This is a genomic window from Defluviitalea raffinosedens, from assembly GCF_016908775.1.
In the GTDB taxonomy this organism is placed as follows: domain Bacteria; phylum Bacillota; class Clostridia; order Lachnospirales; family Defluviitaleaceae; genus Defluviitalea; species Defluviitalea raffinosedens.
Genome location: NZ_JAFBEP010000036.1, coordinates 1 through 13,754 on the forward strand (window position 1 = coordinate 1; position 13,754 = coordinate 13,754).

Annotated in this window: 13 protein-coding genes, 1 pseudogene and 1 other annotated feature; of the genes and pseudogenes, 11 read left to right on the forward strand and 3 right to left on the reverse strand. The window is 39.3% G+C overall.

The window, feature by feature from the left end; all coding sequences use genetic code 11:
- Positions 1-84: 84 nt before the first annotated feature.
- Both JOD07_RS14945 and JOD07_RS14950 read right to left on the reverse strand, forming a co-directional pair.
- The gene (locus tag JOD07_RS14945; RefSeq protein ID WP_204614581.1) at positions 85-330 is read right to left on the reverse strand and encodes a hypothetical protein; all 246 of its coding nucleotides are present in this window, start codon (positions 328-330) and stop codon (positions 85-87) included.
- A gap of 450 nt (positions 331-780) precedes the next feature.
- Complete coding sequence (locus tag JOD07_RS14950; RefSeq protein WP_243144653.1) at positions 781-1,569, reverse strand: ZIP family metal transporter; 789 nt, start codon at positions 1,567-1,569, stop codon at positions 781-783.
- Between the two features lie 301 nt (positions 1,570-1,870).
- Here JOD07_RS14950 and JOD07_RS14955 point away from each other — a divergent pair, with 301 nt between their 5' ends.
- The 5 genes from JOD07_RS14955 to JOD07_RS14975 all read left to right on the forward strand — a co-directional run bounded on the left by JOD07_RS14955 (position 1,871) and on the right by JOD07_RS14975 (position 4,442).
- Positions 1,871-2,116 (forward strand): hypothetical protein, encoded by a 246-nt coding sequence (locus JOD07_RS14955; RefSeq protein WP_204614582.1) that lies wholly within the window; start codon positions 1,871-1,873, stop codon positions 2,114-2,116.
- A 369-nt stretch (positions 2,117-2,485) separates the two neighbouring features.
- Positions 2,486-3,139, forward strand: coding sequence for a DUF998 domain-containing protein (locus tag JOD07_RS14960; RefSeq protein ID WP_158741812.1), 654 nt, complete (start codon positions 2,486-2,488; stop codon positions 3,137-3,139).
- Between the two features lie 116 nt (positions 3,140-3,255).
- Positions 3,256-3,723 (forward strand): GyrI-like domain-containing protein, encoded by a 468-nt coding sequence (locus JOD07_RS14965; protein WP_204614583.1) that lies wholly within the window; start codon positions 3,256-3,258, stop codon positions 3,721-3,723.
- Between the two features lie 34 nt (positions 3,724-3,757).
- Positions 3,758-3,907 carry a helix-turn-helix transcriptional regulator gene (locus tag JOD07_RS14970; protein WP_204614584.1) on the forward strand — a complete coding sequence of 50 codons (150 nt, stop codon included), beginning with the start codon at positions 3,758-3,760 and terminating at the stop codon, positions 3,905-3,907.
- Between the two features lie 283 nt (positions 3,908-4,190).
- Positions 4,191-4,442, forward strand: coding sequence for a GyrI-like domain-containing protein (locus JOD07_RS14975; RefSeq protein WP_204614590.1), 252 nt, complete (start codon positions 4,191-4,193; stop codon positions 4,440-4,442).
- A gap of 132 nt (positions 4,443-4,574) precedes the next feature.
- Here the strand turns inward: JOD07_RS14975 and JOD07_RS14980 are convergent, their stop codons facing one another.
- Positions 4,575-6,101 carry a methyl-accepting chemotaxis protein gene (locus JOD07_RS14980; protein WP_204614591.1) on the reverse strand — a complete coding sequence of 509 codons (1,527 nt, stop codon included), beginning with the start codon at positions 6,099-6,101 and terminating at the stop codon, positions 4,575-4,577.
- Positions 6,102-6,923: 822 nt separating this feature from the next.
- On the opposite strand from JOD07_RS14980, the pseudogene JOD07_RS14985 reads away from it, so the two are divergent.
- The 6 genes and pseudogenes from JOD07_RS14985 to gatB form a co-directional block, all read left to right on the forward strand.
- Positions 6,924-7,304: pseudogene (locus tag JOD07_RS14985) on the forward strand (sugar O-acetyltransferase); the annotation flags it as partial.
- 69 nt (positions 7,305-7,373) lie between these two features.
- A complete protein-coding gene (locus tag JOD07_RS14990; protein WP_204614592.1) occupies positions 7,374-7,853 on the forward strand; it encodes a GNAT family N-acetyltransferase in 480 nt (159 codons plus the stop codon).
- A 186-nt stretch (positions 7,854-8,039) separates the two neighbouring features.
- Positions 8,040-8,288, forward strand: a binding site (T-box leader).
- Between the two features lie 87 nt (positions 8,289-8,375).
- Positions 8,376-10,121, forward strand: coding sequence for an aspartate--tRNA ligase (gene aspS, locus JOD07_RS14995; protein ID WP_204614595.1), 1,746 nt, complete (start codon positions 8,376-8,378; stop codon positions 10,119-10,121).
- Positions 10,122-10,183: 62 nt separating this feature from the next.
- The gene (gatC, locus tag JOD07_RS15000; RefSeq protein WP_158741804.1) at positions 10,184-10,477 is read left to right on the forward strand and encodes an Asp-tRNA(Asn)/Glu-tRNA(Gln) amidotransferase subunit GatC; all 294 of its coding nucleotides are present in this window, start codon (positions 10,184-10,186) and stop codon (positions 10,475-10,477) included.
- A complete protein-coding gene (gatA, locus tag JOD07_RS15005; RefSeq protein WP_158741803.1) occupies positions 10,474-11,934 on the forward strand; it encodes an Asp-tRNA(Asn)/Glu-tRNA(Gln) amidotransferase subunit GatA in 1,461 nt (486 codons plus the stop codon). Before gatC ends, gatA begins: the two co-directional genes overlap by 4 nt.
- Positions 11,931-13,346, forward strand: coding sequence for an Asp-tRNA(Asn)/Glu-tRNA(Gln) amidotransferase subunit GatB (gene gatB / locus JOD07_RS15010; protein WP_204614597.1), 1,416 nt, complete (start codon positions 11,931-11,933; stop codon positions 13,344-13,346). Before gatA ends, gatB begins: the two co-directional genes overlap by 4 nt.
- The last annotated feature ends 408 nt before the right edge of the window (positions 13,347-13,754 follow it).

Genomic DNA, 13,754 nt, shown 5'->3' on the forward strand with positions numbered 1-13,754 from the left:
TACTTTTGCCCTTTTGCCATTGTAGACACTTCCTTCCCTTTTTATATTTTAAGGTGTTCGGCTTTTTGTGTCTACACTAATATACTAACACCAAAAGCCGCTCTTATTCATATGGAACATTGTATTAAGTTGATTGATCAGGCGGCGTTCGTATTCATCTCGTAAAGTATTCAACTCTTTAAAATTGTTAAGTATTTGCTGCAACTGTTCATCTTCTGTAGTGTAATTTAGGTTATAATTAAAATTTCCGTTTCTTGCAGCATCTATTTGTGCCTGGCTTTCTTTAAGTAATTGCTGCAAATCGTTTTTTTCTTTTGTTTTTTTAAACATGTTGGTCTCTCCTTATCTAGTATCTTCTTGCTGTTAATTTTTCTGCTAAAAAATATAGATCAAACTTTAATTCAAACAAAAAAGAATAGGTTGCCCTATTCTTTTTATTCATGATGAATGAAAAGATTTATGGATTTATCTTGATAAAGTCTTTTCATTTTTGGAATAATGGGTAACCTACAGGTTTCTTGAAAGAAATGAAGAGGAGACTTAGCATTAATTAAATACGACATATCATTTGAGAGACAAATCTGTTGAAATTTATATGGAAGATAAATAAGTATACCAATTTCAAATTTACTCGTTGGTATAATCGGAAGATAGAACGCAATTACAGTCTGGGAAAATGTTATGTCGCTTTTTGTGGCGGAGAATAGACGTAGATCAGCAAACTATGAGTATCACATTTATCAGGAAGGTTGGAAATGTTTTAGTCATGTATTTGTTGATTTAGCCCAGGGCAATGTCCAGAATCATCATCAATGTAAACCCGATGGCGGTGCCGATTGTTCCGATGTTGCTGTGTGTACCGGATTGGGCTTCTGGAATCAGCTCCTCGATTACAACATAAATCATGGCGCCCGCGGCAAAGGATAGGATATACGGTAGGACTGGCATGATATGTGAAGTCAGAATAATTGTCAAAAGTGCTCCGATTGGTTCCACGATACCGGAAAGGAACCCATATGAAAAGGCTCTGCGTTTGGATATTCCTGTGCTGAGCAGCGGCATAGAGATAATTGCACCCTCCGGAAAGTTCTGAATTGCAATCCCGATAGCAAGAGCAAAGGCGCTGGCGCCTGTAATGTTTATGTTGCTCGCGGAAGATCCGGCGAATACAACACCTACAGCCATACCTTCCGGGATGTTGTGTAAGGTGACGGCCAGAACAAGCATTAACGATTTACTGAATGTAGATTTGCGCCCTTCTGGTTTTCCCGCATCCACATGCAGGTGAGGAATAATAGTATCCAGCAAAAGCAGGAATCCTGTGCCGAGAAGAAATCCGACGGAACACGGGAGCCATACGATACCGCCTTGTTCGGCCGTCATATCGATAGCTGGAATAAGCAAGGACCAAACTGAAGCGGCGATCATTACGCCGGAAGCAAATCCGAGCAAGGCTTTTTGTACTTTTGGATTCATTTCGCCTTTTAGAAAAAAGACCATTGCTGCACCGAGCACAGTTCCTGCCAGGGGAATGATAAGTCCAATTGTGGTTATCATTGTGTTACTCATAGCGTTCATCCTTTCAAAACATAACGAAATATTTTCTTTTATTATATCATTTAATATGACTATGACAAGCATCGAGGAAATTATAGATTCTTTTTAAATTCTATTAGTATAATTGCAGGTAATATGTCTTATCGAATCTTGGAAGAAACGAATGAACAGCAGAAAGTCCCAGAGAAAGTAAGGATAATCTTTGTACGATGAATTTCCAGATCAAAAGAAAAAAAGTAAGATGACCTGGTTCGGGTACAGTCAGAGTAACAGTGACTGAAGGAAAAATAGACAACTTAGAGAACGTGATGGAATGCTTTATACAACAGAAATGTTAAGAAGGGCAAGGGCAATAGATTTATGGGTAACGTTAAAAGGATTAGGAAAGCAAGGTGTTTCAGAATTAGTATGGGAATTGCATCAAAAAGCTGTTTATTTTTCTGAACTGCTTAAGGAAGCAGGCTTTGAAATACTTAATGATGTTGTGTTTAATCAAGTATTAGCCAGATATGAATCAGATAAGAAAACAAGTAAATTAATTAAAGAAATCCAGGAATAGGGTGTTTGCTGGCTTGGAGGATCGAAATGGAATGGGAAGACGGTGATGAGAATTAGTGTAAGCTCCTATAAAACCACCTATGAGGATATTGATCGATCAGTAAAAGAAATTCTGAGAATAATAGAAAGTAATGGATAAGAACATACCGAGGGGGATTTTTATAGGGGAAAAATGTAGGCGATACTCGAACAGAAGAAATTAGAAAAATATAAAAATGTTGACTATTTTCCGCAATGCGGATATTATTGGTATATAATGGTTTATTTTAATATAAACGTTCATAGTATTAGAGATATGCCAAGACAGATTAGACCTTACAGCCAAAACTGGCCCCAAAAGGTGAATAATGGAAATGGAGGATTGTAGCGAATGAGTAGTAGAACGGGTTTTATTACTAAGTACGGATGGTATGCGCTATTGATTGCTATAATAGGAGATCTGTTAATTCCATTTATACTTGCACCTTTTTATGAAGGATATAGTAACACTTCAATGACTATTAGTGCATTGGGAAATAGTCAAAGTCCTGTTAGATCAGTATTCAATATATGGATGTTCATTGAAGGTATATTATTTTTGGCTGCTATTCCTGCACTTTATGATAATTATCATAAAGTGTCAAAGATCCTTCTCTTTATGACCATAATCTTTATAATCATCTTTGCTGTTGGAGCTTGTATCTTAACCTGCTTTTTTAGCGTTAATGAATCAAAAGATGTGGTTACTGCTGCTTCAATAATCCATGGTGTAGGTTCGGTTATAGGTTTTACTTTATTCTTATTTGTTCCACTGTTACTAGCTATCCTTTCATTCAAAGGCAATGATAAAATAACCGGAATAATATCCGTGATTTCATTTATACTTGCTTTTCTATTTTTTGTGTTGTTTATTTTAGCGGATAAACCAGAATTCTCTAAAACCATAGCTGCAAAAGAAGGCCTATGGCAAAGAATGAATTTACTATTTATGTATTTGCCCCTTGGATACATTTCATTGACTAATATTTATAAATTGATTAGGTAATACTGACACCGATTAGGTGAATAAATGTATGTATAAACTTTACAAACGTTGCATCCATTACTTTTCTTTAATTAGCTTACAAATTAAGCTAAAAGAGAATAAAAGGAGTGGAAGGAATGAGTCTGGAATTCAGAATTGAACAAATGGATGCTTTTCGTGTAGTTGGTATTGGAATACATACTACTAACGAGAATGATCGCTGCAGGACAGAGATTCCTAAATTATGGGGTGAAATAATCCAACAGGGGAAGATCGATGAAATTTTTGCATTGTCAAATCAATCTCCATCTGGAATAATTGGTATTAATTTATATCATACAGATGCTTTTGACGGGAGAAAGTTCGATTATTACATTGCTAGTTCCACAGATAAGCCGATACCAGAGGGGATGGTTGAGTTTACAGTACCAGCGGCTACATGGGCAGCATTTCCCTGTAAAAGAAACGAGATTGCAGATGTTGAAATTCGTGTTTTTACTGAATGGCAGCATACTTCAGATTATGAATTGCTTAATAAGGGCTATGATACAGGAGAGATGAAGTCGCAAGCTCCTGATATGGAGGTAAATGAATTGGCTGGATAGGCTTAATTAAGCAGTCGAGTACATTGAAAGTCATTTGCAGGATGAGATTGATTACGAAGAAATAGCTGATATTTTTGGATATTCGGGTTACCATGTTCAACGCGTTTTTGCAATGGTGGCAGGAATACCACTTTCAGAATATATTCGCAACAGAAAACTATCAAAGGCTGCCGTGGAGCTTTAAAACGGCGAAGATAAGTGATAGATGTTGTTCTTAAATATGGATATAGCTCAGCAATTCGTTTAATAGGGCTTTCAAGGCATTTCCAGTCGTAGGTGTTAAGCTGCATACTACCCTGGAGAAACGGAGAGTGTTATAAAAGTATTCCATCATTTTGGAGCAGTTGAATGCAAGCAGGGAGGCAAAATGGTATTTTAGCTCTCATGAATCAAGAACCTACTGGTCTTCTGGGTATAAGCAATTACTCCCATAATTTGACTAGCAGTGATTTTGACTATTATATCGCATGCTCATCGATCAACCAACTCCGGAAGGAATGGAGGAATTTATCGTTAAGAAAGCAACTTATGCAATATTTCGCTGTAATGATGCAAACTCTGATGCGATACAAAAGTTAGAAAACAGTATTGTTATGGAATGGCTTCCTACAAGCGGATATGAGTTTGCGAATGCTCCGGATATCGAATTGTATGATATAAATGGAAAGGCAGAGATTTGGATCCCTATTAAAAAAGTATCAAGGACGGTCGCCCAATAGTTTCACTTGTTTCATGGGCCCCATCGTTAGCAGCATTGCTGCCGTAATAGGCGTTATATTTATGATATTAGTGATAAGAAACTCCGTGAATTAGGAAAGTCTATTTTCACGGAGTATTATATTGTGCAAAGATCAGAGATTAACACTTTTGCTTAAATTTAGCAAATTATCAGCAGTATGATCAATTATGCTAAATGAAGCTAATATTTCCTGCATTACGGATGACTGAACAGATGTATCTGATGCAATTGATTTTATTTGCTCAAGTGACTTAGATGTAATTGCTTTTGTATTGGAAATAACTTCGGCAATTTCCCGTCCATATTTTGAGGTTTGATCACTGCTCATTGTTATCTCCCTAATTTCTTGATTAGAAGTTTCTTGCAGGCTTTTTAATTTTTTGAAAGATTCTCCTACATTTTTAACCAAATCAATTCCTAATTTAATGGTTGCAGAACTTTGGTCTATTGAATTTACGGCTTTTGTAGTATCTTCTTGTATCTGATTTACGAGATTTGAAATATCTTTTGCTGCAGTTGATGATTTTTCAGCAAGACTTCTGATTTCATCAGATACTACGGCAAAACCCTTACCATGTTCACCAGCTCTTGCGGATTCAATTGCTGCATTTAATGCCAGAAGATTGGTCTGTTCTGTTATAGCGGTAATAATCTCTATAATCTTGCCAATTTCTTCTGATCTAGAGCTTAAACTATTTATGATGATTTTATTTTGTTTCGTAGACAATTCAATGTCTTCCATATAGCTTATTGCCTGGTTAATGATCTTTTCGTTTTCTTCTGTTGCTGCAGATGTATCCTGAGATATTTCAGATAACTTAAAAGTTTTTGCAGATATGGATTCAAGAGCATCTGATATATTTGCAACAGTAGTATTGGTATTTTCTATGTATTGTAAATTCTGTTCACATCCTAAGGATGCGCGATCTGCATTCTTATTGATATTTTCATTTGAAGCAGTAGCTTGTTCAATTGCTTGTAAAAGCTGTTTTACAGAAGAGGAAAGTGTTTCCGAAGCATTCTTGGAACTATTCATAACACCTTGCAAATTATTAATATATAATAAAGATTGCTCTTCTGTTTTGGATAAATTATTAAGAATGTTTCTTGTTCTATTGGCTATCCATATGAAAATTGCAGATAAAATGATTATTTCCAGGATAAATCCTGCTGTATCAGCTACATAATGACCAAACGGGTCATCAGAATAAATAGGATTTGATGTTAATTTAGGATAATTCGTGATAATAATAATTAAGCATTGAAAGATGGAGGCCATTATAGTAAGCTCTTTGTCAAAGTAAATACAACTCATTGCAATAGGTAATATTAAGGCTATATAGATATCTATCTGATTGCTTAAATTGAGTATACCTATAGCCACCCCTGCCATAGCAATTGTATAATATTTTAAAAATTGACTGTTGACACCTATCTTTCTTAGTATGAAGGGGGAGATGGTAGCTATAGCTCCAATTAGACAGTATGTAATTAAATTGGCTAGATTATCAATATAAAATATACCTGACCATCCAAGAAGAATTAAAGCTGGGAAAGCTAAGGTTGAGATGAGTAAAATATTGGTTGTGGATTCGTTTGCAATTTCATCATTTTTGTGGATAAAATGTTGCTTTGTCATTGGTCGTATACCTCCTCTGGTTTGTATGAGTGCATAAAGAAAGTCTGAAAATATTGATCATTTATGATAATAAAGGTCTGAAGGCATACTGAAAAGCTTTCAGACCTTTAAATACAACAGTTATGTGAAATGTATGTTAATAGCAGGCGACAATCCGCCTGCAAAAATATCATTTTTTAAATAAATTATTGAAATAGACGCCCTTTACATAGTGCTGAGTTCACCTAAACTTGACTCCAGCTATTATAAAAACAGTCATAGTAAAGGGATCGTTAAAAATGTTCTTAATCGGTCCGTAATACTCACCTCCCAATGGATACAGATATTATATCATGGTAGTGTGTATCTTGTAACAGATTATTAGATTATTTTGCATTGTGAAATCGAAAGGGAAGAAGGAAAATTGTCTTTTACCTGGATCATCACTGTACTGTATATCATTTCGGTAATCTTTTCATATCCTTTCTGGAATTATATCTGAATCCTCAATATGCCAGAAAAAACGGCGATTTTTCAAAATAAACGAAAAAATCATCGATATGTTCCTACCTACTGCTCCTATTGAGAATGATTCAGAGATCAATTCCATCCATTTGCCTATGTCTTAAATATTGATATTGATATCGAACATTAAAAAATGACATGGATGTAACCGTTTGTTATAATTAAGTTGTAACATATAGCAGTAATCAAAAGCTGCTGAAAAAGCCATTGACCTGTTTCTACAAATAGAGACTGTAAAAAACAGCCTGATGTTGGAGGAAGGAGGAAGGGGATGACACTTTTGCTTTAAAAGAATATTAAGGAATTATTTTTGGAAATGGAATATATGCAAATTCAAATCTCACAATAGTAGATGATGGGCATGTGTATGTAGGTGATAAAGTAATGTTTGGACCCAATGTAACGATAGCAACTGCAGGTCATCCGGTTGATCCAGTACTAAGGGCAAAGGGATTGCAATTTAATAAAGATGTATATATTGGAGAAAATGCATGGATAGGAGCAGGTGTAGTTATTCTTCCTGGGGTTCATATAGGAAAGAACACAATTATAGGTGCTGGAAGCATTGTTACAAAAGATATTCCTGACAATGTGGTGGCAGTTGGAAATCCATGCAGAGTTCTTAGAAAAATCAATGAAAGAGACAAGGAATATTACTATAAAGATGAGAGAATAGATTGGGAGAATATTATTTTTTAGTCCAACGGTTCATAAAAAGCCTTTCAGACTTTTATTCCATCAATCCAAGAGATGTTGAGGTGGTTCATTGTGAAATTGCATCCAATTACAGACATACCGAAAAACAAAGTAACAGAGTTTTTTAAGTCGCATTGGGGAAGTTCCAAAATGGTTATTTCCAGTGGAGTTTTTGACTGTAGTGAACTGGATGGCTTTGCAGTTTTAAATGATGAAGGAGATATTATTGGTTTAGTTACATATATCATCAGAGATCATGAATGCGAGATTATATCTTTAAACAGTATTGAAGAAGGAAAAGGGATCGGGACATCTCTGATTAATGAAATTGAAAATATTGTCATTAAAAATAATTGTAAACTCATTAAATTAGTAACAACAAATGATAATTTATTAGCATTAAGGTTTTATCAAAAACGTGGCTTTATTCTGTCCAGGATTATAAATAATGCAGTTGAGGAAGCGAGAAAGCTAAAACCAGAGATCCCCTTAATCGGTAATGATGGTATACCAATCAGAGATGAAATCGAGTTGATTAAGGTTTTAAGTTAATGGAGGTTTACATATTACCAATAAAAGTTTTTAGCTGGAAGTTGAAAGGAATCGGATAAAAGAGCTGTAAAAGCCATATTTACTCGTTAAGTATCAGGTTGAGGGTGTAGGAGTGAATGGGTGAATGTGTATTTGGCAAGGGATAATTACCCTTGACAGGGTAAAATGGGATATGTTAGAATATTCGCCAAAGCAATGACGAAGAGAAGTAGCATGAATTATCGTTCACAGAGAGCGGGGGATGGTGAGAGCCCTGCAAAGTGAATTCATGTGAATAACACTTCACCAGCTTCAATCTGAAAGTCATATTGCATATGACGAGTAGGTGCGACGTAAGCCGTACGTTACAATGGCAGACACTAAGAAGTGACTGTACGAAGTGGTACAGTAATTCAGGTGGCACCGCGGACGATGATTATGCTGTTCGCCCTGAAATGTTTATTTCGGGCGAGCAGCTTTTTTATATTTATAGGTGCTCTCCCGACACAGTGAATCGAAAAAAAGATGAGAAAGGGAGATGTTATGTCAGAGATTTATCGTACCAAAACAATGAATCAAATCACCGAAGAAGATATTGGTACCGTCCTTAAAATTGCCGGTTGGGTTGAAAACATCCGGGACCACGGGGGTGTGTCCTTTATCGACATTAGGGATATGTACGGTGTCATGCAGGTGGTATTCAGAAATATTGAGCTTCCAAAAGGCATCAGAAAAGAAGAATGTCTATCCATTGAAGGTGTGGTGGAAAAACGGGATGAGGAAACCTATAACCCCAAGATTCCCACCGGTACTATTGAGCTTGCGGCGCAAAAAGTCACGGTTCTAGGCAAGGTCTATAAGGATCTTCCGTTTGAAATCGCCACCTCCAAGGAAATTCGTGAGGAAGTGCGTTTAAAGTACCGTTACCTTGATTTGAGAAACCAGAAGGTAAAGGATAATATTCTGTTCAGGTCTCAGGTTATTAGCTTTTTAAGACAGAAGATGACCGAGATGGGCTTTGTTGAAATTCAAACCCCGATTCTGTCGGCATCTTCTCCCGAAGGAGCAAGGGATTATATCGTTCCATCCAGAAAGTTTAAAGGAAAATTCTATGCATTGCCTCAGGCACCGCAGATCTATAAGCAGTTGCTGATGGTTTCAGGATTTGACAAGTATTTTCAGATTGCCCCATGTTTCCGTGACGAGGATGCACGGGCCGACCGCTCTCCGGGCGAGTTCTATCAGCTCGACTTTGAAATGAGCTTTGCCACCCAGGAAGACGTTTTTCGCGTGGGCGAGGAGGTGCTGGCTGCAACTTTTAAAAAGTTTGCACCCGAAGGGTATGAAATCACCCAGGCACCGTTCCCTGTTTTCAGCTACAAACAGGCCATGCTGGAATTTGGTACCGACAAGCCGGATCTGCGCAACCCCTTGCGTATTATTGACGTGACAGATTTCTTCCAGAAATGTGCATTTAAACCTTTTCATCACAAGACAGTCAGAGCCATCAAGGTTCATGCGGATATGTCCAAGGGCTTCCATGAAAAACTGCTGGAATATGCACTGTCTATCGGTATGGGTGGACTCGGCTACCTTGAAGTTCAGGAGGATATGACCTACAAAGGCCCTATTGACAAATTCATTCCCGAAGAAATAAAAGGGGAGCTGGCCCAAATTGCCGGACTTATTCCCGGTGATGTTATATTCTTCATTGCCGATAAGGAAAAGCTTGCTTGTAAATATGCAGGGCTAATCCGCAATGAACTGGGCAAGCGTCTTGATATCTGTGAGAAAAATGCTTACCGTTTCTGCTATGTCAATGATTTTCCAATGTATGAAATCGACGATGTGACCGGAAAAATACAATTTACCCATAACCCCTTCTCCATGCCGCAGGGTGGACTGGAGACCCTTAACACCAAGAATCCTCTGGACATTTTGGCTTACCAGTATGACATTGTCTGCAACGGCGTTGAACTTTCCTCGGGCGCAGTCCGAAACCACGACCTGGATATCATGGTCAAGGCTTTTGAGATAGCGGGTTATGATGAGGAGACTTTGAAAAAGAAGTTCGGAGCGCTCTATAATGCATTCCAGTACGGAGCACCGCCCCATGCCGGCATGGCTCCTGGAGTTGACCGTATGATCATGCTCCTAAGAAACGAGGAAAACATCCGCGAAGTGGTGGCTTTTCCTATGAACAGCAACGCACAGGATCTGATGTGTGGTGCACCAGGCGAAGTGACCGAGCAGCAGTTGCGTGAGGTGCATATTAAAATCAGAAATTAAGCGTTTTTAAATCATTCCGGCGCACTTGACGGCCGGGAGTTATCAGAAATGGAGTGAGGATTATGGCAATTTCAAAAACCGAGATAGAAAAACTTGCAAAACTTGCAAAGCTGAACTTCTCGGACGAAGAGCTTGAGCGATTTACGGCTGAATTTGATGAGATTATCGCATTTGCGGATACCATCAACCAATCCATTGAAGGCGGGACCGAACAGATCAGAAGTGTGGGCGCCAGAGTGGTCTCATTTGATGACCTGCGCCCTGATGAAGTGGAACCGTCCCTGCCTAATGAAAAAATCCTTTCCAATGTCGAAGGGTATAATGGATTTTTCAGCCTGGAAAGGAGTAAAAAATGAGAGCAGGAATATCTGAACTGGCCAAAAAGCTTCGTAACCGCGAAGTTTCTGCGGTGGAGCTGACAAAAGCATATATTGATGCCATTGAAAAACTGAATCCAACCCTCAATGCCTATGTGCATTTGACCTTTGATACCGCTATGAAGGCTGCCCAAGAAGCCGACCAAATGCTTAAAGAGGGCGATGCACCCTTGCTCTGTGGCATACCCATGGCTCTGAAGGACAATATTTGTACTGACGGACTTACCACCACATGCTGTTCTAAAATCCTGAAAGACTTTAAGCCTTACTATGATGCTACCGTCTGGGAAAAGCTGAAAGCCCAGGGGGCAGTGCTTTTGGGCAAGACCAATATGGATGAGTTTGCCATGGGAAGCACCTCAGAAACCAGTTGCTATGGGGCGCCATTAAATCCCAGAAACACGAATTATGTTACCGGCGGTTCTTCTGGCGGTTCGGCTGCGGTCGTTTGTGCAAATCTTGCGGCATACAGCTTAGGCTCGGATACAGGTGGTTCCATCCGTCAGCCAGCCTCTTTCTGCGGAGTAGTGGGACTTAAACCCACCTATGGTGCGGTATCCCGCTATGGGCTTATTGCTTACGGCAGTTCTCTGGATCAGATCGGACCCCTGACAAATAGTGTGAAGGACGCTGCCATCGTTTTCGAAGCAATCAAAGGCGGAGACAAACGGGATCAGACCAGTGCGGATTATGAGTATGATTCTTCTTTGGCTGAATGCCTGGATAGGGATATTAAGGGCATGCGCATCGGTGTTGCCCAAGAATTCTTTGATGGAATCAATCCAGAGATTAAATCAAAGATTGAGGAAGCCATAAAGTTGTTTGAAAGAAACGGTGCTGTAATAGAAAACATCAGTCTACCGGCTTTGAAACTTGCGCTTCCGGTATATTACATTATCGCCTGTGCTGAAGCCTCCTCCAACCTCGGACGATATGACGGCATCCGTTATGGCTATCGAACATCCTCTTATACCAGCATTGAAGACATGATTGTCAAAACCAGAAGCGAAGGGTTCGGCGATGAAGTTAAACGCCGCATCATGCTGGGAACCTATGTGTTGTCCAGCGGTTATTATGATGCTTACTATAAGAAAGCTTGCCTGATTCGTGAAGAGATTAATCGGGAATTTGCTACCGTCTTTGAAAAATGTGACGTGCTTATTGCTCCTACGGCGCCTAATACAGCATTCCCTCTAAACTACAAAGGGGCAAGCCCGGTTGAGATGTATTTGTCGGATATCTGTACTGTGCCCGTTAATATTGCAGGGGTTCCGGCCATTTCAGTTCCTTGTGGGGAGGATGCTAAAGGGCTTCCTGTCGGCATGCAGCTCATTGGCAGAAGGTTTGGCGAGGCAACTGTTCTCCAAGCAGCTCATTTTTATGAGCAAAGTGCCGGCCAAGTGATTGGTGTTTACGAAGGAGGTGTCGGGATATGAATTATGAAATAGTCTGCGGCATTGAAACCCATATTGAGTTGGCAACCAAAACCAAGATTTTCTGCGGCTGCACCACCGAATTCGGGGGAGAGCCCAACACCCATTGCTGTCCTGTTTGTACCGGCCAGCCGGGGGCTCTTCCCATCCTTAACCAAAAAGTGGTGCAATACGCCATTAAAGCCGGACTGGCACTGAACTGCAAAATCAATACCAAATCCCATATGGACCGAAAAAATTATGTATATCCCGATTTACCAAAAGCTTACCAGATTTCTCAATATGACGAACCTCTGTGTGAAAATGGTTATATCGAGCTTGATAGCGGCAAGCGTATCGGCATTACCCGAATTCATATCGAGGAGGATGCCGGAAAACTCGTCCATGAGGACGGGTATACCTATATTGACTATAACCGTGGCGGTGTTCCACTGATTGAGATTGTTTCTGAACCAGATATTTCTTCTGCCGAAGAGGCAAAAGAGTATGCCGAAAAGCTGCAGCTGATTATGCGCTATATTGGTATATCAGACTGCAAGATGCAGGAAGGATCTATGCGCTGTGACGTCAACCTTTCGCTGCGAAAGCCTGGTGATCCCAATTTTGGCGTGAGAACCGAAATCAAGAATATCAATTCCCTAAGTTTTATTCAAAAGGCTGTTATGGCCGAGGCGGAAAGGCAGGCGGATATTCTGGATGCGGGAGGAACCATTGTTCAGCAGACCATGCGTTACGATGAAGCAACCAATAGCGTTACTCCTATGCGTGATAAGGAAAACTCTGATGATTACCGATACTTCCCTGATCCCGACATTTTGAGATTTAGTATCGATGAGGAAAAAGTAGAAGAAATTCAAAGATCCTTGCCTGAGCTTCCCTTTGACAAGCTCAAACGATACATGAATGTCCTGGGGCTTCCTGAAGCCACAGCCAAACAGATTTTCAGATACAGGAAGGTAGCTGAATTTTTTGAAGGTGCTCTGGCTGAGGGAGCAAGTGTTAAAAATACGGCTAACCTGATTGTTGGTACCATTTTTTCCAATATGGACACTGAAGAGGAAAAGGAACTATTTGCTATTAAAATTTCGGCCTCCCAATTTGCAGCACTTGTAAAGCTTGCTGATGAGAAAAAAATCAACATAGGAGTTGCCCAGAGCACCTTGCAAAAGATGCTGGAAACCGGCAAATCAGTAGAGGAGTTTATCAAGCCGGAGGACCTTGTGGGTATCTCTGATGACGTGCTTGAAAGTTTATGTAAGGAAGCCATTGACGCCAATCCCAAAGCGGTAGCCGATGTCAGAAGCGGTAAGGATAAAGCCATCAATACGATGTTTGGCTACATTATGAAGAAAACTGGCGGTAAGGCAGATATTCGCAAAGCTGAAACTTTGTTGAGAAAATTGATCGGAGAATAAAAATGCAGGATATAACAATAGCAGCGTCACTGAAAAATTGTAAATGTCCAAGGGGTATGGAAAGGATGTACCAAGGAGGGCGAGTATTTTTCACAATATGATGCAATATTAAAAAAGATGAAATTCTAATTGACAAATTCTTGCAATTGCTGTTATAATTAATATAAATAGAAAAATAAACATTTTTAGTAAGATGATCAGAAAGCAGATGGATTGCAAACCTATAGAAAGATTCTGATCCTGGAATCTGAAGCATCTAAATAGTGTTTTATCAGAAACAAAGGCGTTTCACCAAGAGAGTGGAACGCCTTTTTTGTATTTAAGAATACTACCTGCTATGCAGGTAGTTCTGAAAAGCTTTTAGCGATAAGTATGACATAAAAGACCTCCTTTTGTTACAATAAAATT